The organism is Niallia sp. NCCP-28 (assembly GCF_023168165.1).
Taxonomy (GTDB): domain Bacteria; phylum Bacillota; class Bacilli; order Bacillales; family Cytobacillaceae; genus Niallia.
On record NZ_BQYJ01000002.1, the window covers coordinates 892,929 to 912,280 of the forward strand.

Consider the following 19,352-nt stretch of genomic DNA (forward strand, 5'->3'; position numbering starts at 1 on the left):
TATGGAGCATTCATGAAGCTAGGAAGGAAAGGGAAATGAATGTTTTCGGGAGAGGCGTTAGTTTATAAATGGTTGCAAGAAAGTTGGGGAAAGTGTGAATAAGCAGCTTTTTACTATGACGTTCATCTCTTTAATTATTGGCTTTATGATTGCCGTTCAGTTTCAAACGATAAATGATGAGCCGAAAGTGCGTGATACAAGAGACAGCTTCCAACTTAGACAAGATTTATTAAAAGAAAAAGAAGCAGAATTAACCCTCCTAGAAGAGATTCGTTCGACAAATGACAAATTGGATCAGTATGCCAATGATGAACGGAGAACAAAAGAAAAGGTATTAGAAAAAACCATTATGGAATTAAAAGAAGAAATGGGACTAACAAGCATTAAAGGAACGGGAATTATTCTGACTATTGATTCGATTGATAAAGAGCTATTATTAGGAGAGAAAACAGGCAAAGTAAATGCTGGGTTGATAAGAAGGCTGATTAATGAGCTGAATATGTATGGAGCGCAAGAAATATCGATTAATGGAAACAGGCATGTTAATACAAGTGCAATTAGAGATATTAATATGGAAACGAAAATCGATGGGAATGCATTAAGTACTCTTCCTTTAGAAGTGAAAGTGCTGGCAAAAGATGAACACGCTGCAGGTGAATTGTATAATCGAATGAAGGTTTCTAATTCAGCAGATGATTTTTTTGCTTATAATCTCCTTATAACAGTAAAAAAATCAGCAGAAATTACAATTCCTTCTTATAAAAAACATATGATTATTCGTTATATGGAGCCGGTTATGGATAAAGGAGGAGATTCCTAATGTGGCTGCCTTTTTTTGGCTTAATTGTAGGAATTGTCCTTGGTTTGCTTTCGGATATTACAATTCCAAAGGAGTATGAAAATTATCTATCAATCGCAGTGCTTGCTGCACTTGATACTCTATTTGGAGGAATACGGGCACATTTGCAAAATATATATAATGAAAAAGTATTTGTTTCCGGTTTCTTTTTTAATATTTTATTGGCGGCAAGTTTAGCTTTTCTCGGTGTTCATCTTGGTGTAGACTTATATTTAGCTGCCATATTTGCATTTGGTGTACGCTTGTTTCAAAATATTGCAGTGATAAGAAGGCTTATTTTATCAAGGTGGGAAAAGAAACACGAAAAGTAGAAAAAAAATAATTGATAAAAAAGGGAATACATTAATTTTTGGCGAATAGTTACTGTAAAATAAATTTACAACTGGTTTAGGAAGGACAACCTTATCTTTAGTGAAGCAAAAGGTGAAGGATTTCCCATAAAGTAAAACGAATTGTTCGTCCAAATAATATAATTTGTTGTTCACTTATATTTAAAAGCAAAAGGAGGTGCCCGAGAATGAACAGCAATGAATTTTATGTAAGTCTTGACATCGGTACATCCAGCGTAAAGGTAATCATCGGTGAAATGATGAATGAATCTTTAAACATTATTGGAGTAGGCATCGTACCTTCTGAAGGATTAAAAAAGGGTTCCATTGTGGATATAGATGAGACAGTTCATTCCATTCGGAAAGCAATAGAACAAGCAGAAAGAATGGTCGGGATAGAAATTAAACAAGTGATTGTTGGCGTTTCGGGAAATCATGTTAGTTTGCAGCCTTCACACGGGGTTGTAGCCGTATCAAGCGAAAATCGCGAAATTACAGTTGATGATGTTATGCGGGTAAAAGAAGCAGCGCAAGTAGTTTCCATTCCCCCAGAAAGGGAGATTATTGACATTATTCCAACACAATTTATTGTCGATGGATTAGAGGAAATTACAGATCCTAGAGGAATGATTGGTGTTCGGCTGGAAATGGAAGGTATCATCATTACAGGAAGCAAAACAATTTTACATAATACGTTAAGATGTGTAGAAAGAGCGGGACTTGAAATTGTTGATATTTGTTTGCAGCCTTTAGCTGCTGGCTCTTTTGCCCTATCCAAGGATGAAAAAAATCTTGGTGTTGCACTTGTAGATATCGGAGGAGGCTCTACTACTGTTGCCGTCTTTGAAAATGGTTTCCTAAAAACTACAAGTGTCCTTCCGATTGGGGGGGAACATATAACAAAAGATATTTCCATCGGACTCCGCACGACTACGGATGATGCGGAAAAAATTAAAGTGAAGTATGGTTATGCTTTTTACGATCATGCATCCGAGGATGAAGTATTTAGTGTTCCAATTATCGGGAGTGATCAGCATCAACAATTTAATCAATTGGAGATTTCTGATATTATAGAAGCTAGAATAGAAGAATTATTTGAATTAATTGTAGAGGAATTAAAAAGATTAAGAGTATATGACTTACCTGGTGGATTTGTATTAACAGGCGGTGTTGCTAATACAAAAGGGATTTTAGAACTTGCACAAGATGTATTCCAAAATCGCGTTAGAATAGCCATTCCTGATTATATCGGAGTAAGAGAGCCTCAGTATTCAACTGCAGTTGGTTTAATTAAATTCTCCTATAAAAATAATAAGCTTCAAGGTGGGAATATTCATCAAGCAGTTCCCGCAGCTGCTCAAGAACATAAAGAAAAAAGAATTCAAAAACAAACAAACGAAGCCCCTGTGTATGAAAAACAGGCGCAAGAAAAAGGACCATCAAAATTCAAAAAGTTTATGGGGTATTTTTTTGATTGATGCTGGGAGACTTATAGCCTGCTAAAATTAAAATAGTGCCCCATAGCATCAATGTTTAGAAGAGGCGGACAGTTCGATACTGCAGAATATCGACGAATTAGGAGGATTTGTCATGTTAGAATTTGATACAAATATAGATACATTAGCGACAATTAAAGTTATAGGGGTTGGCGGCGGCGGAAACAATGCGGTTAACCGAATGATTGAACATGGTGTTCAAGGAGTAGAGTTTATCGCAGTTAATACAGATGCTCAAGCCTTGAACCTATCAAAAGCAGAAACAAGAATGCAAATTGGCGGCAAATTAACAAGAGGACTTGGCGCTGGCGCTAATCCAGAAGTGGGAAAAAAGGCAGCAGAAGAAAGCAAAGAACAAATTGAAGAAGCTCTTAAAGGAGCAGATATGGTATTTGTTACTGCCGGTATGGGCGGTGGAACAGGTACTGGTGCTGCACCAGTTATTGCGCAAATTGCAAGAGATTTAGGAGCATTGACAGTAGGTGTAGTAACAAGGCCATTCACTTTTGAAGGAAGAAAACGTTCGACACAAGCTTCTGGCGGAATTTCTTCTATGAAAGAAGCGGTAGATACACTGATTGTAATCCCAAATGACCGTTTACTTGAAATAGTAGATAAGAGCACACCGATGCTTGAAGCATTTAGAGAAGCAGATAATGTATTGCGCCAAGGTGTACAAGGCATCTCTGATTTAATTGCTACACCTGGATTAATTAACTTGGACTTTGCTGATGTAAAAACAATTATGGCAAATAAAGGGTCAGCGTTAATGGGAATTGGAGTCGCTGGTGGAGAAAACCGTGCGGCAGAAGCAGCGAAAAAAGCTATTTCTTCTCCACTATTAGAAAAATCAATTGATGGTGCCCAAGGGGTACTGATGAATATAACTGGGGGCACAAACTTAAGCTTGTATGAAGTGCAAGAAGCTGCCGATATTGTTGCATCTGCTTCTGATCAAGAAGTTAATATGATCTTCGGTTCTGTTATTAATGAAGATTTAAAGGACGAAATTGTTGTTACAGTTATTGCAACAGGCTTTAATCAGGAAGTAATTCCTACTTCCCCACAAAGACCGTCCTTTGGTGGTGTAAAGCCGTCAAATACTAATAGTGCACCTGCACCTAATACAAGGGAAAGAGAAACAAAAAGAGAAGAAACACAGCAGCATGCTACTACAAAAGAATCTGCCCCGCGTCGCGAATCTATGCCGCAAGGGGAAGAAACTTTGGATATACCAACATTTCTTCGCAATAGAAACCGTCGCAGATAATGCAAGGGTTTTAAGAAAAGCGGCTTTCTGTAAAGAAAGCCGCTTCTTTTTATAACCTGGGAAATATCATTAAGTATAATTTAATGTTTAAGTTTTTACAAAAAATCACCCCGAAATGAATAAGAAGCGTAATAATATACAATTAAATACACTTCCTTTTTATTCCTCTCATTATAGCTTTTGACCCCCAACCCGAGACTAGGAGCTTAAATAAGAAAACTAGGTGGGAAGAAACTGATAAAATTTTGCCTTTCTTAATTTTCCTCCAGCACTTCCTTTAAAATTTATCAAGTATGAATATTTTTTTGACCCCCTTTTAAGATTAGTAAGAGAAAATGAGAAATATAGGTGGAAAGAAACTTGCCCGTAAAAGCCTGATTGTATAGTACCCATGTTCTGTGGCAACTTCTGTGTGATTTATATCCTATGGGCCTCGACTAACAATAAATGGAGGATGAAGTAACTTCAATACCGATGGAAATTTCATCTTATTTCTACTTTAATAACTTGACAATTCATCAATAGAACTTAAATAGTTGCAAGAACGATAAATGTTGACAAAATCCATGAACAATAGTGAAAATTTCTGATTTTTTGATTACAGGAAGTGACACACTTTCATAGGGATGTAGGTTATACTTTTTCGTAACAGATTAATAGAGTTTGATTTTTACGAGGGGAGGCTTAAGGAAGTGTGGCCATTTATTTAGATGTAATATGGCTATTAAATTTTTTGTTTGACAGTCTGCTGCTCTACTTAACAGCCATTGTTTTAAAAAGACAGGTTCCAGTGTGGCGTATATTGATAGGAGGCCTTATTGGAAGTCTTATCATTTTATTTGCAATTACTCCGTTCTCCGTTTATACAAGTCACCCTATTTCTAAATTGCTTTTTTCGGTTGTTATGATTTTAACGGTATTCGGCTATAAAAAATTCCGTTATTTTTTAAGTGGACTAATGACTTTTTATTTTGCAACCTTTTTAATTGGCGGCACGCTAATTGGTGCACATTATTTTGTTCAATTTGACTTTGAAATGTCTTCCTCTGTTTTGCTTGCAAGCGTAAGGGGATTTGGTGATCCTATCAGCTGGCTTTTTGTGATGCTGGGCTTTCCCCTTGCTTGGCATTTTTCGAAACGAAATGTGGAAGGCATTGAAATGACTAAAATAAAGTATGATCAAATGGTCCAAGTTTCGTTCCAGTTTGGCAATAAAAAATTTTCTATTAGGGGATTAGTGGATAGTGGAAATCAAGTATATGATCCTATTTCAAGAGTCCCGGTTATGTTTGTTTCCCTCCATAAAATTATCGCAGATATTCCTAATGATTTGCTGCTACTGACAGAAAATGCAGAAGCGGTCATTTACGGCACAGAAAAAGTGTCAGAGGAGTGGGAAAGTAAAATGCGCATTATTCCATATAAAGTAGTAGGAAAGGAACACCAATTAATTATTGCGGTAAAACCAGAAGAACTTTTGATTGAAAGAGAGGGTGAACTGACAGCTGTAGAAAAAGGGCTTATCTCCTTTACCAAGCAGCCGTTATCGTCTGATGACTCTTTTGATTGCATCGTCCATCCTAAAATGCTAACAGGTAAGAAAATCTTACAAAGTGAATTAGTCAGTTAGTATAGTATACTCGTAAAAATCATCTTTTAGAAGGAGGATAATGATGAAAAAATTTATGTTTCGATTAACTTATTACTGGTATAAATTATTAATAAAATTAGGGTTGAAATCAGATGAAGTTTTTTATATTGGAGGAAGTGAAGCACTGCCCCCTCCATTAAGCAAAGAAGAAGAAGAAAAGCTATTAGAAAAGCTGCCAAAAGGAGACGAAGCAGCAAGGTCTATTCTGATTGAACGAAATTTACGCCTTGTCGTTTATATTGCAAGGAAATTTGAAAATACGGGAATTAATATCGAAGATTTGATAAGCATTGGCACAATCGGCTTAATTAAGGCGGTAAACACCTTTAATCCTGAAAAAAAAATAAAGCTTGCTACATACGCTTCGAGATGCATTGAAAATGAAATTCTTATGTATTTAAGAAGAAATAATAAAACACGTTCAGAAGTCTCCTTTGATGAGCCATTAAATATCGACTGGGATGGAAACGAACTTTTATTGTCTGATGTTATGGGCACAGAAGATGATATTATTACAAAAGATTTGGATGCAAGCGTTGATAAGAAATTATTAGTAAAGGCATTGCAGCAGTTGTCTAAACGAGAAAAGCAGATTATGGAATTGCGTTTTGGTTTAGGGACAGGAGAAGAAAAAACACAAAAAGATGTGGCGGATATGTTAGGAATTTCTCAATCTTATATATCCAGATTGGAAAAAAGAATCATTAAACGATTACAAAAAGAATTTAATAAAATGGTGTAAAAATTTTTGTTAAAAAAACCCTTGTTCTATAAGAGATGAACAAGGGTTTTTTTATGAAATAAAAATAATGGCAATTTCATTATGCATATTTTTCCTTCTCAAGGAGATACTGTTTTTTGTACAGCAGCTCCTATGAGGAGGGAAATAGATTGACTCGAAATAAAGTAGAAATTTGCGGTGTGGATACATCAAAGCTTCCAGTGTTAAAAAACGAAGAAATGAGAGAACTCTTCAAGCAAATGCATCAAGGAAATATAACCGCTAGAGAAAGTCTAGTGAATGGAAATCTTCGTCTTGTCTTAAGTGTTATTCAACGATTTAACAATAGAGGCGAATTTGTAGATGACTTATTTCAAGTTGGTTGTATTGGTCTTATGAAATCTATTGATAATTTTGATTTAAGTCAAAACGTAAAGTTTTCCACCTATGCTGTCCCGATGATTATTGGAGAAATACGCCGTTACTTGCGTGACAATAATCCAATAAGAGTATCCAGGTCTCTTCGTGATATTGCTTATAAAGCATTGCAAGTGAGAGAGCGGCTTATGAGCAAAACATCCAAAGAACCGACAGCAGAAGAGATAGCGAAAGAATTAGATATTCCCCATGAGGATATTGTGTTTGCCTTAGATGCTATCCAGGATCCTGTTTCGCTATTTGAGCCTATCTATAATGATGGGGGAGATCCAATCTATGTGATGGATCAGTTAAGTGATGAGAAAAATAAGGATATCCAATGGGTAGAAGAGCTTGCTTTAAAAGAGGGCATGAGACGGTTGAATGACCGAGAAAAGCTTATTTTAAGAAAAAGGTTCTTTCAAGGGAAAACACAAATGGAAGTGGCAGATGAAATTGGAATATCACAAGCACAAGTTTCAAGACTAGAAAAAGCTGCTATTAAACAAATGAATAAGAATATTCAAAGCTGATTGCTTAGCCGCCATAAATTGGCGGCTATTTTTATGGAAACTTAATCAGCTATTGTGCACCCATTAATTAAAATAAAAGCATATTTTTTTTGAGCTGCATAAAAGAAATTTTTTTATAGGTGTTTTCCTTGCGAAAAATGGGAAAGAAAGGATTAGATAAATGATTTTCTGTGACCAAATTAAGTCGTATATGGTACACTATAAAAAAACAATGAGGTTATAAGTATGGAACCATTTATTCTACAAGATAAAGAATATTTTACGATTAAATCATGGTGTGAAAAACATCCCCAGTTGGCAGCCGGATTTTCGACGAAAAATGGGGGTTTAAGCGAAGGAGATTTAGCAAGTTTAAATATTGCTTTTCATGTAAATGATGCAGAAGAAACGGTTAGGAAAAATCGCCGAATCCTTGCAGATAAACTGCATTTTCCAATGGATAATTGGGTTAGTGCAGAACAGACGCATAAAATTACTATTAAAGAGGCTGCAAAAGCAGATAAAGGAAAAGGCGCCTATAATTATGAAAGTGCTGTTCCTGATACAGATGGATTTTTCACATTAGAAAAAGGTGTGCTGCTAACATTATGTTATGCTGATTGTGTGCCATTATACTTTTTTCATCCAAAGACAGGAGCAATTGGCATTGCGCATGCTGGCTGGAAGGGAACCGTTTTGGGCATTGCCAAAGAGATGATAGAAGTGTTTCGTTCCCATGGCATTGATTCAAAGGAAGTGCAAATAGTAATTGGTCCCTCCATTACAGAACAGCATTATATAGTGGACAGTAAAGTAATAGGGGAAGTGGATAAAATAATTAAAGGGGCAATAAAACCGTATAAATTGGTATCTCCTGGGCAATATCAGCTAAATCTGCAGCAGCTTAACCGGCAGATTTTAGTGGATGCTGGCGCGAAGGAAGAATATATCCAAATAACGGGCTATTGCACTAGCAAAGATGAAGACTACTTTTTTTCTCATCGAAGAGATCGTGGGAAAACTGGGAGAATGATGAGTTTTATAGGATGGAGAGAGGATGAAAAGGCAAAATGCTAGTTCGGGATAATTTAAATGAAATTCAAAAAGCAGTAGAAGCAGCTTGTCAAAAAGTAAATCGGGCAAAAGATGATATTACGCTAATTGCTGTGACAAAATATGTTACAATAGAAAGAGCTGAAGAAGCAGTAGAAGCTGGTGTCCTTCATCTTGGAGAAAACCGTGAAGAAGGGCTTCTTGCGAAATATGAAGCATTAAAAGATAAGCCGGTATGGCATTTTATCGGATCTCTGCAAACACGAAAAGTGAAAAATATCATCGATTATGTAGATTATATTCATTCTCTTGATCGAATTAGTTTAGCAAAAGAAATACATAAACGCGCTAATAAGAAAATAAAATGTTTTGTACAAGTAAATGTTTCGCAAGAAGAATCAAAACATGGATTAGCAGCAAATGAAGTGGTGGATTTTATCAAGGAATTAGCTCCATTCACCAATATTGAAGTAGTTGGGTTAATGACAATGGCGCCATTTACAGAAGATGAAACAATGCTTCGCAATTGTTTTCGAACATTAAAAGAGCTTCAGCAAACGATTCAACAATTATCGTTTAAGTATGCACCATGCAGAGAGCTTTCTATGGGAATGTCAAATGATTATTCAATTGCTATCGAAGAAGGAGCAACCATGATAAGAATTGGGACTGCTTTAGTAGGTAATGACAAATAGGAGGCTGAATGAAATGAGTCTAAAATCCAAGATTAAGACGTTCTTTTTTTTAGAAGATGAATACGATGAAGAAGAACATAAATATGAAGAGGAAATGGAACCAGTGAAAAATTATCGACCACAAGGGCAAACGCAGCAACAGCATGCCGTACAGCAAAATTATCAGCCAGCAGCACAGCAAAAACAAAATGTTGTCAGTCTGCAAAGTGTGCAAAAATCATCAAAAGTCTTTTTAGCAGAACCAAGAGTGTATGCAGAGGCGCAAGATATTGCCGATCAATTGAAAAACAGACGAGCTGTAGTCGTCAATTTGCAGCGCATTGAAAAAGACCAGGGCAAAAGAATCATTGATTTTTTAAGTGGCACCGTTTATGCAATCGGTGGAGATATTCAAAAAGTAGGTACTGATATTTTTTTATGCACCCCAGATAATGTGGAAGTATCAGGGAATATTTCGCAAATCCTGCAAGAAACTGAATTCGAAAATACGAGGTGGTAGCGTTTAATGGATCTATTATTTGTTATTCTTCAAAATGTTATTAAGTATTATTCCTATGCGTTAATTATTTATATATTGATGTCATGGATACCTAATGCAAGAGAAACATCTATCGGCGCCTTTTTAGCCCGCATTTGCGAACCATATTTAGAGCAATTCAGAAAAATTATTCCTCCTCTTGGAATGATTGATATTTCACCAATTGTGGCTCTTTTTGTTTTGCAGCTGGCTAACGGAGGCCTCTATCAATTATATAAATGGATTGCATAAAAATATTTTTGCAAAAAACAAGGGCTGATGAGGGCCCTTTTTTGATTGTACATTAAGGCATATTGCAAAAATATTCGCTGTAAAGGAAAAAATATAAGGAGTTTAACTATGTCGATATATCAGCATTTTCGCCCAGAAGAAAAAGACTTTATTGATCAAGTATATTCTTGGCGCAGCTATGTAGAAAATGCCTATTCACCAAAATTAACGGATTTTTTAGATCCTAGAGAACAAAAGATTCTTCAGTTGATTATTGGAGAGAATCAGGAAATAAAATATCAATTATTTGGAGGGCATGTGCAGGCGGAACGCAAACGTGCATTATTATTTCCCGATTATTTTGAACCGGAAGAAAAAGATTTTCACATTTCTTTAATGGAAGTGGAGTATCCTAAAAAATTTGTAACAATTGAACATCCACAAGTGCTTGGCAGTGTGATGTCCCTGGGATTGGATAGAAGCAAATTTGGCGATATATTGATGGAAGGGGAGCAAATTCAGCTAATTTTATGTGGCGAAATAAAAGAGTATGTGGGTTTGCAGCTAGAATCCATCGGAAAAGCAAAAGTCCAGCTAAAAGAAAAGAATTGGAAAGCATGTATTCAAGGAAAAGATAGCTGGATAGAGTCAAGCACTACTGTTTCTTCTTTACGTTTAGACACGGTGGTTGCAGGAATCTATAATATTTCCAGACAGAAAGCGCAGCAATACATTCAACAAGGATATGCTAAAGTGAATTTTACTATTATAGAAAATACTGCTTTTTTATGCGAAGAAGGAGATCTTATATCAGTCAGAGGACAAGGAAGATCTATTATTAAAGCAATTGAAGGGAAAACAAAAAAAGATAAATGGCGTATTGTTATCGGCAAGATGTAACATGCTAAGCAAATAGAGAGCAAAGTTTTAACAGCAAATGGGCAATTATTATTCAGAAATAACACATAAATCATTACCAGTGAATAATTAAAAATTTACTAGATAGATAAAGCGCAAAACCATAGATTTAACAGCAGAACAAAAAACATTAGTTATTTTCCATTCTTTCTATGATACAATAACAAAAACAGGCCAATTTGATAAGATTACTTTTTTTATACTAATTGCTAAAAAATGCAGGAATTACATGAATCCTGTCGAATTGATTGTTAAGATGATACATAACTTAAAAAGAAATTAATGCTTGGGAGGTGGCATCATGCCATTAACACCGTTAGATATTCATAATAAAGAGTTTAGCAAAGGTTTTCGTGGATACGATGAAGATGAGGTAAATGAGTTTTTAGATCAAATTATTAAAGATTATGAAAGTATCATCCGTGAGAAAAAAGCTTTAGAAGAGCGTTTAAATGAATTAACTGACCGCATCGGCCATTATAATAATATAGAAGAAACCTTAAATAAATCCATTGTTGTAGCGCAAGAGGCTGCGGAAGAAGTGAAACGCAATGCTCAGAAAGAAGCAAAGCTGATTCTTAAAGAATCAGAAAAAAATGCAGATCGCATTGTAAATGAATCATTGTCAAAAGCGCGCAAAGTGGCATTGGAAATCGAAGAACTGAAAAAACAGTCAAAGGTTTTCCGCACACGATTTAAAATGCTGATTGAAGCGCAATTGGATATGCTAAATAATGATGATTGGGATCATCTCCTTGAATATGAATTGGATGCGACAGAATTAAATTCCACAAAGTAACCAACATATCTTGACGAACAATAGGATTATAGCCTATAATTTTTTAACAAATATATATTCATGTTTACGTTGATAGGGATAGTACAATTTGTATGATATTTCTTCTAATAAGCGAATCAGGGATGGTGAAAGCCTGATAAGAAAAACAAATTGGAAAATCACCCTGGAGTTCCTTTTTTGAAAGCATTGAGCAATTAGGAAAAGGCGGTTCATTACTGTTAAAAAATGCTTTAAGTGGATAGAATATCTTCTATCTATAAGGGTGGTACCGCGGGATTATATAAAACCTTCTCGTCCCTTTTATGGGATGAGGGGGTTTTTTGCTGTTTGCTGATAAAAATGAAAAAAATAAGTCCATACTAGAGAAAAACTTGCTTTTATTTTTACATATTCACAATAGGGAAAAAGCGTACATGAGTTAAAATGAATTTACTTAACAGGAGGAAATAAGAAATGGAGTACAAAGATACATTACTGATGCCAAAAACGGCTTTTCCGATGAGAGGAAATCTTCCAAATCGAGAACCGCAAATTCAGGAAAAATGGAATGAAATGAATATTTACCAAAAGGTGCAAGAACGTACAAAGGATCGACCAAAATATATTCTTCATGATGGCCCACCTTATGCTAATGGCGATATTCATATTGGACATGCCCTCAATAAAATTTTAAAAGATTTCATTGTTCGTTTTAAATCCATGACAGGCTATAATGCCCCATACGTTCCTGGTTGGGATACACATGGTTTGCCGATTGAACAGGCGCTTACTAATAAAGGTGTAAAACGCAAAGAAATGACGATTGCAGAATTCCGCAAACTTTGCGAAGAATATGCACTAGGTCAAATAGACAGTCAAAGAGAACAATTTAAACGTTTAGGTGTGCGTGCTGATTGGGAAAATCCATACATTACACTAAAGCCTGCATATGAAGCTCAGCAAATTAAAGTATTCGGCGAAATGGCGAAAAAAGGCTATATCTATAAAGGGAAAAAGCCAGTATATTGGTCTCCGACAAGTGAGTCAGCTTTAGCAGAAGCAGAAATTGAATATAAAGATAAACAGTCTCCTTCTATTTATGTAGCTTTTAAAGTAAAAGAAGGAAATGGAGTTTTAAGTGAGGATATACAAATTATTATTTGGACAACTACTCCATGGACAATTCCAGCAAACCTAGGCATTTCTGTACATCCAGATTTAACTTATGTAGTGGTTAGCGAAAAAGGCAATAAATATTTAGTTGCAAAAGATTTGCTGGAAAACGTAAAAACAGAAATTGGTTTTGAAGAAGCAGAGATAATTCAAGAGGTAAAAGGATCGGCGCTTGAAAACATTAAAGCTGCTCATCCGCTATATGAACGTGAATCATTAGTAATGCTTGGGGAGCATGTTACAACAGATGCTGGTACAGGCTGTGTTCATACAGCTCCAGGACATGGGGAAGATGACTTCCTTGTTGGACAAAAGTATGGCTTAGAAGTATTATGTCCTGTTGACGACAAAGGGGTAATGACAAAAGAGGCTCCTGGATTTGAAGGATTATTTTATGATAAAGCAAATAAACCAATTACTGAAGCATTAGAAAATGCTGGTGCATTATTAAAGCTAACGTTTATTACACACTCCTATCCACACGATTGGAGAACAAAAAAACCAGTTATTTTCCGTGCTACAGCCCAATGGTTTGCATCCATCAAAGATTTCAGAAACGACTTATTAGATGCAGTAAAAGAAACAAAATGGGTGCCTGCATGGGGAGAAACAAGACTATTTAACATGGTTCGCGATAGAGGAGACTGGTGTATTTCCAGACAGCGTGCATGGGGTGTTCCAATTCCTGTATTCTATGCAGAAAATGGCGACAGCATTATTACAGATGCAACAATCGATCATATCTCTAATTTATTTAGAGAACATGGATCTAATATTTGGTTTGAAAAGTCTGCAAATGAATTATTGCCAGAAGGATTTACACATCCAGGCAGCCCAAATGGCAAGTTTACAAAAGAAACAGATATCATGGATGTTTGGTTTGATTCCGGTTCTTCCCATCAATCAGTATTGGAAGAAAGAGAAGAATTGCAGCGCCCAGCAGATTTATATCTAGAAGGTTCTGACCAATATCGCGGGTGGTTTAACTCGTCCCTTTCAACAGCTGTTGCCGTTACAGGAAAAGCACCATATAAAGGCGTATTAAGCCATGGTTTTGTTTTAGATGGCGAAGGAAGAAAAATGAGCAAATCTCTTGGAAATGTAATGGTGCCTGCAAAAGTAATGAACCAGCTTGGTGCAGATATTCTTCGTCTATGGGTTGCTTCTGTTGATTTCCAGGCAGATGTGCGTGTATCTGATGCTATTTTAAAACAAGTAACAGAAGGCTATCGCAAAATTAGAAATACATTCCGATTCCTGTTAGGAAATCTTTCTGACTTTAATCCGCAAAAAGATTTATTAAAGTATGAAGAATTGCGTGAAGTTGATCAATTTATGATGGTAAAACTGAATAATTTGATTAAAAATGTTACAGAATCCTATGATAAATTTGAGTTTTCAACAATTTATCATGCAATTAATAATTTCTGTACACTTGATTTAAGTGCATTCTATCTAGATTTCTCAAAAGATGTTCTTTATATTGAGGCAACAGACAATAAAGAGAGAAGAGCTATTCAGACAGTGTTGTATGAAAGTTTGTTAAGTTTAACAAAACTTGTTGCACCAATTCTTCCGCACACTGCAGATGAAGTATGGGAGCATATTGCATCAGTTGAAGAAGAAAGTGTGCAATTAACGGATTTCCCTAAAGGGTCTGAGTATCCAAATAGCCAAGAGCTATTAGACAAATGGAGCAAATTTATGCTTCTGCGTGATGATGTATTAAAAGCATTAGAAGAAGCACGCAATCAAAAAGTAATTGGAAAATCTTTGCAAGCTAGCATCACGCTTTATGTAAATGAAGATACAAATGCATTACTTGATTCTATTCAAGAAAATCTAAAACAACTATTTATTGTTTCAGGTTTTGAGGTAGCAGGCGAATATGAAGCGGCACCTGAGAATGCATTAAAGCTGGAACATGCAGCAATTGTTGTTTCTAAAGCAGATGGAGAAACTTGTGAAAGATGCTGGACGGTTACGCCAGATGTTGGAGAAGATAAAGAGCATCCGACATTATGTGTGCGTTGTGCATCTGTTGTAAAGGAAAGCTATAGTGATTTAGTTTAATAAAAAAAGCTTTAGGCTGTCAATCATGATTTTTGATTAGCCTAAAGCTTTTTTATTTTTGGCTGTTTTCGCAGGGATTGCTGTTTTTAAAATAAAGCCTGAATAACATGTTGTTTTCCATGGACGAGCACCGAATGAGCACCAACTTTTTCGCATTTTCAAAGGAGTCTGCATGTATTCAGGCTGCTGCGTCTTTTTTTCTATTTTGTATCTGAAACAACAACAGTCTTTGAAAAAACAGCCTCTGAGTTTAGGGGAATATTTATAAAAAATTCCACATCCGACAATTGTTGTTATCGCTGTTAAAAGTTAAGTGGACTGATGACTTGCTTTTTAGGGGAATCTAGTCTTAACAACATAGGAACGGAGGAAAATCGTATGAATATGAAATTAGAAGAGCTTTATACAGAACTCCGTATGACACAAATTGAATTAATGACAACACTACGAGTAAAAAGAAAATCCAAAATTAATCAATATATTGAAGCTGAATTAAAAGACGTGGAAGAATCAATGAAACGTTTAGAAAATGGTGATTTTGGCAAATGTGAAATTTCAGGTGAACTTATTCCCGAAGATATATTATCGATGATACCCCTTGTTAAATCCAACCAAGATATACAAAAAATGCAGTATTTTTATCGTAAAGGTTTTTATTATTAACAAGATGATTTTGGCAAAAAATGCCGCTAGAGTTGGAAAGGGAAATTCGCTTTTGCTGGAGTAAAAACATTTATTTCTATCAACAATATTCAAAAACAAGTTTTTGTTCATACAAATGAATGATGAAGATGATGGCGTTTTTAAGTTTTAGTGGCAAGAAGAGCAGGAAATGCTTGTATGAGAATCAGGATAAACTATCGTTTTTATGCATATTATGCTAAAATGCTAAAGGAGACTCGAGAAATGGAGGAAACTTTGGTGTTTTATTACATAATTGCACTTTTCGTTATAATAGCGGATCAGCTGACAAAATGGCTAGTAGTTAAAAATATGAAGCTTGGCGAAAGTATAGAAGTAATTCAAAATGTTTTTTATATTACCTCCCATAGAAATGCTGGTGCAGCATGGGGGATTTTGCAAGGCAAAATGGCATTTTTCTATATTATTACAAGTGTTGTGATTGTGGGGATTTGCTATTTTATTCAAACGACAGCAAAAGGCAAGATAATGTATGGCATTTCATTAGGGTTAATATTAGGCGGTGCTATTGGCAATTTTATCGACCGCATCAGACATCAATATGTAGTCGATTTTATTAATACGTATATCTTCAGTTATGATTTTCCAATATTTAATATAGCAGATTCAAGTTTAGTAATCGGCGTTATCTTATTGTTGATTGTAATGCTGAGGGAGGAAAGCGCAGCAAAAAAGGAGAAAAAACATGGATAAAAGGGAACATACCATTACAGAAGAGCAAGTGAATGAAAGAATCGATAAAATTATTTCAACGATAGATAAAGATTGGTCCAGAACACAAGTACAGCAATGGATTAAAGAAGGACATGTAACAGTAAATGGAAATATCGTCAAAACAAAATATAAAGGTGTTTTGAATGATTTAGTAGCAATAGATATTCCCGATCCTACAGAATTAGATGTAGTGGCAGAGGAAATGAATTTGGACATCTATTATGAAGATGCTGATGTCATTGTTGTAAACAAACCAAAAGGCATGGTTGTCCATCCTGCGCCAGGGCATGTCTCAGGCACGCTTGTAAATGGCTTAATGGCCCATTGCAAAGATTTATCTGGAATCAATGGAGTAATGCGCCCAGGAATCGTACATCGCATTGATAAAGATACATCTGGTTTATTAATGGTTGCAAAAAATGATGCCGCTCACGAAAGTTTAGTCAATCAGTTAGTTGCAAAAACGGTTACACGCAAATATAAAGCACTCGTTCATGGTTCGATCCCCCACGATTATGGAACAATTGATGCGCCTCTTGGCCGTGATCCGAAAGATAGACAAAGTATGACTGTTGTGGATAATGGCAAACATGCAGTAACTCATTTTCATGTATTAGAGCGAATGACTGATTTTTCATTTGTTGAATGCCAGCTTGAAACAGGGAGAACGCACCAAATTCGTGTGCATATGAAATATATTGGTTTTCCTCTTGCTGGTGATCCAAAATATGGACCTCGGAAAACAGTGGATATTGGTGGACAAGCGCTTCACGCAGGAATTTTAGGATTTAACCACCCAAGAACAGGGGAGTATATCGAGTTTGAAGCACCGCTTCCCACATATTTTGAGGAACTTTTAAATAATTTAAGGAATAATCGTTGACATATGCCTAAATATATATTACTATAACGTTAGTTGAATAAGTCCTTTAAGTCAATCCAGAGAGGTTGAGAAGGAAACGGATATGCCATATTTATATGGCGGCTTATGCTATCAGTTTATCCTCTCACACCTTGGGTTGAGAGGATTTTTGTATTGCATAGAAGAAAGGTGAACATATATATGTCGCAGAAAGCACTTGTACTAGATGAACAAGCAATTAGAAGAGGGTTAACAAGAATTGCCCATGAGATTATTGAAAAGAATAAAGGGATAGACAATTGTATTCTAGTAGGTATTCGTACAAGAGGGATATATATCGCCAATCGCCTAGCAGAGAAAATCTCTCAAATCGAAGGTAAAAGCATTCCTGTTGGTGAATTAGACATTACATTATATCGAGATGATTTATCGGAAAAAACAAGCAATCACGAACCATTAGTAAAAGGTTCCGATATTCCAACAAGCATTAAAGATTTAAAAGTAATCCTAGTTGATGATGTTTTGTATACAGGAAGAACGGTTCGGGCAGGAATGGATGCATTAATGGATATGGGAAGACCATCGTCCATACAGCTTGCTGTATTAGTGGACAGAGGCCATAGAGAACTTCCAATCCGAGCAGATTATGTAGGGAAAAATATTCCAACATCCAGCTCAGAAAAAATTGTGGTGGAATTGGCGGAAGTAGACGGCCACGATGAAGTGAATATTTATGAAAATTAAATAAAAGCCCTTTTAAAGGCAGTCCTGTGAGACTGATAAGGGGAGTGGACAATGGAGGGTTTATTTCCTCCTGCGTAAAACCCCTTATGTGCATCATACAACATAAGGGGTTTTATTTTGATTAAAAGCACATACTAGTTTAAACAACACAATAAAAGTTATTTTAGTATAATCGTATAAGAGGAGATTACAGCATGAATAATAACAAACCAATACTAGGAATTAAAGATAAACCATCTCCTATACAATGGTTGACATTAAGTTTACAGCACTTATTTGCCATGTTTGGCGCAACAGTTTTGGTTCCTTATTTAATTGGATTAAGTCCAGCAGTCGCATTAATTTCAAGCGGGCTTGGAACATTAGCATTTTTATTGATTACTCAATTTAAAGTGCCAGCATATTTAGGATCATCCTTCGCATTTATTGCACCAGTAATCGCAGCAAAAGAACTAGGGGGACCTGGTGCTGCCATGATTGGAACCTTTATCGCCGGCATCGTTTACGGGCTTGTTGCATTATTGATTAAAAAGGTTGGCTATCGCTGGATTATGAACATCCTGCCACCGATTGTAGTAGGACCGGTTATTATGGTTATTGGATTAGGGCTTGCAGGCACAGCAGTTAATCAAGCAATGAATAATCCGGTAACACAAGAATACAGCTTATTGTACTTCTCAGTAGCACTGGTAACATTAATAGCAACAATTCTTTTCACCATGTTTGGCAAAGGGGTATTCAGCTTTATCCCGATTTTAGCAGGGATTATCGTTGGATATATTTACGCATTAGTGGTTGGTGTAGTTAATTTTCAGCCTGTGTTAGATGCGAAATGGGTGAAAATGCCAGACTTTATCTTCCCTTTTGTTGACTATGATATAAACATAAATACAGCAATACTCGCGTTATTTGTTCCAGTAGCGATTGTAACATTAGCGGAGCATATTGGACATCAGCTTGTATTAAGCAAAGTAGTGGGAAAAGATTATATTAAAGATCCAGGTCTTCACCGCAGCATTTTAGGTGATGGAACCGCAACAATGATTTCAGGGCTTATGGGAGGACCGCCAAAAACGACATATGGCGAAAACATTGGAGTGCTTGCGATTACAAAAGTATACAGTGTCTATATCTTGGCAGGGGCAGCAGTACTTGCAATAGTGTTCGGCTTTATCGGCAAAGTGACAGCTTTAATCAACTCGATACCGGCTCCAGTAATGGGTGGTGTATCCATTCTGTTATTTGGAATAATTGCTTCATCAGGTTTGAGAATTTTAGTAGATGCAAAAATGGATTTCAGCAAAAATCGCAATTTAGTAATAGCATCGGTTATTCTAGTGACGGGAATTGGCGGAGCATCCATCCACTTTGGAGAGCAGTTTAAGTTAGAAGGAATGGCTTTGGCAGCGATTTTAGGTGTAATCTTAAATCTAGCACTGCCAGGAAAAGAAAAGGTATCAGATGATTTATTCGAAGAAGCAATAGATGTAAAAGAAACAAAATAGAAACACCTTTTAAAAAAGTACAGAGAGACTTCTAAGGGTGTTGGATGTTTTTATGTGCAAAAGAGTTCGGCAGTTTATTTTCTACCGACTTTAAGCGACATAAAACTATTCAACTCAGACACCCTGCGAATA

The 19,352-nt window shown here is 36.0% G+C and carries 19 protein-coding genes and 1 other annotated feature; all 19 genes read left to right on the plus strand.

Annotated elements, in window-relative coordinates; translation table 11 throughout:
* The first annotated feature begins 94 nt into the window (after window positions 1-94).
* Window positions 95-820: a DUF881 domain-containing protein gene (locus NCCP28_RS08820; RefSeq protein ID WP_248561014.1), complete on the plus strand. Its 726-nt coding sequence runs from the start codon at window positions 95-97 to the stop codon at window positions 818-820.
* Window positions 820-1,170, plus strand: coding sequence for a small basic family protein (locus NCCP28_RS08825; RefSeq protein ID WP_248561015.1), 351 nt, complete (start codon window positions 820-822; stop codon window positions 1,168-1,170). Before NCCP28_RS08820 ends, NCCP28_RS08825 begins: the two co-directional genes overlap by 1 nt.
* A gap of 206 nt (window positions 1,171-1,376) precedes the next feature.
* The gene (gene ftsA, locus NCCP28_RS08830) at window positions 1,377-2,666 is read left to right on the plus strand and encodes a cell division protein FtsA (RefSeq protein WP_248561016.1); all 1,290 of its coding nucleotides are present in this window, start codon (window positions 1,377-1,379) and stop codon (window positions 2,664-2,666) included.
* A 112-nt stretch (window positions 2,667-2,778) separates the two neighbouring features.
* On the plus strand, window positions 2,779-3,954 hold the full coding sequence (ftsZ, locus tag NCCP28_RS08835) for a cell division protein FtsZ (protein ID WP_248561017.1): 1,176 nt from the start codon (window positions 2,779-2,781) through the stop codon (window positions 3,952-3,954).
* 694 nt (window positions 3,955-4,648) lie between these two features.
* Window positions 4,649-5,584: a sigma-E processing peptidase SpoIIGA gene (gene spoIIGA, locus NCCP28_RS08840; protein ID WP_248561018.1), complete on the plus strand. Its 936-nt coding sequence runs from the start codon at window positions 4,649-4,651 to the stop codon at window positions 5,582-5,584.
* Between the two features lie 43 nt (window positions 5,585-5,627).
* Window positions 5,628-6,347: an RNA polymerase sporulation sigma factor SigE gene (gene sigE, locus NCCP28_RS08845; RefSeq protein WP_248561019.1), complete on the plus strand. Its 720-nt coding sequence runs from the start codon at window positions 5,628-5,630 to the stop codon at window positions 6,345-6,347.
* Window positions 6,348-6,496: 149 nt separating this feature from the next.
* Window positions 6,497-7,276: an RNA polymerase sporulation sigma factor SigG gene (gene sigG / locus NCCP28_RS08850; protein WP_101178672.1), complete on the plus strand. Its 780-nt coding sequence runs from the start codon at window positions 6,497-6,499 to the stop codon at window positions 7,274-7,276.
* 225 nt (window positions 7,277-7,501) lie between these two features.
* Complete coding sequence (gene pgeF / locus NCCP28_RS08855; RefSeq protein ID WP_248561020.1) at window positions 7,502-8,332, plus strand: peptidoglycan editing factor PgeF; 831 nt, start codon at window positions 7,502-7,504, stop codon at window positions 8,330-8,332.
* Window positions 8,326-9,003: a YggS family pyridoxal phosphate-dependent enzyme gene (locus NCCP28_RS08860; RefSeq protein WP_248561021.1), complete on the plus strand. Its 678-nt coding sequence runs from the start codon at window positions 8,326-8,328 to the stop codon at window positions 9,001-9,003. Before pgeF ends, NCCP28_RS08860 begins: the two co-directional genes overlap by 7 nt.
* A gap of 13 nt (window positions 9,004-9,016) precedes the next feature.
* Window positions 9,017-9,502 (plus strand): cell division protein SepF, encoded by a 486-nt coding sequence (locus tag NCCP28_RS08865; RefSeq protein ID WP_248561022.1) that lies wholly within the window; start codon window positions 9,017-9,019, stop codon window positions 9,500-9,502.
* Between the two features lie 6 nt (window positions 9,503-9,508).
* Window positions 9,509-9,772 (plus strand): YggT family protein, encoded by a 264-nt coding sequence (locus NCCP28_RS08870; protein WP_248561023.1) that lies wholly within the window; start codon window positions 9,509-9,511, stop codon window positions 9,770-9,772.
* Window positions 9,773-9,880: 108 nt separating this feature from the next.
* Window positions 9,881-10,651, plus strand: a complete 771-nt coding sequence (locus tag NCCP28_RS08875; protein ID WP_248561024.1) for a YlmH family RNA-binding protein — start codon at window positions 9,881-9,883, stop codon at window positions 10,649-10,651.
* 319 nt (window positions 10,652-10,970) lie between these two features.
* Window positions 10,971-11,468 (plus strand): DivIVA domain-containing protein, encoded by a 498-nt coding sequence (locus tag NCCP28_RS08880; RefSeq protein ID WP_101178665.1) that lies wholly within the window; start codon window positions 10,971-10,973, stop codon window positions 11,466-11,468.
* Window positions 11,469-11,528: 60 nt separating this feature from the next.
* Window positions 11,529-11,770: a binding site (T-box leader), on the plus strand.
* A gap of 151 nt (window positions 11,771-11,921) precedes the next feature.
* Window positions 11,922-14,693, plus strand: a complete 2,772-nt coding sequence (gene ileS / locus NCCP28_RS08885) for an isoleucine--tRNA ligase (protein ID WP_248561025.1) — start codon at window positions 11,922-11,924, stop codon at window positions 14,691-14,693.
* A gap of 378 nt (window positions 14,694-15,071) precedes the next feature.
* Window positions 15,072-15,356, plus strand: coding sequence for a hypothetical protein (locus NCCP28_RS08890; RefSeq protein ID WP_248561026.1), 285 nt, complete (start codon window positions 15,072-15,074; stop codon window positions 15,354-15,356).
* Window positions 15,357-15,599: 243 nt separating this feature from the next.
* Window positions 15,600-16,088 (plus strand): signal peptidase II, encoded by a 489-nt coding sequence (lspA, locus tag NCCP28_RS08895; RefSeq protein WP_282579537.1) that lies wholly within the window; start codon window positions 15,600-15,602, stop codon window positions 16,086-16,088.
* The gene (locus tag NCCP28_RS08900) at window positions 16,081-16,992 is read left to right on the plus strand and encodes an RluA family pseudouridine synthase (protein WP_248561027.1); all 912 of its coding nucleotides are present in this window, start codon (window positions 16,081-16,083) and stop codon (window positions 16,990-16,992) included. Before lspA ends, NCCP28_RS08900 begins: the two co-directional genes overlap by 8 nt.
* Before the next feature lie 180 nt (window positions 16,993-17,172).
* Window positions 17,173-17,715: a bifunctional pyr operon transcriptional regulator/uracil phosphoribosyltransferase PyrR gene (gene pyrR, locus NCCP28_RS08905; protein WP_248561028.1), complete on the plus strand. Its 543-nt coding sequence runs from the start codon at window positions 17,173-17,175 to the stop codon at window positions 17,713-17,715.
* A gap of 194 nt (window positions 17,716-17,909) precedes the next feature.
* Window positions 17,910-19,220, plus strand: coding sequence for a solute carrier family 23 protein (locus NCCP28_RS08910; protein WP_248561029.1), 1,311 nt, complete (start codon window positions 17,910-17,912; stop codon window positions 19,218-19,220).
* The last annotated feature ends 132 nt before the right edge of the window (window positions 19,221-19,352 follow it).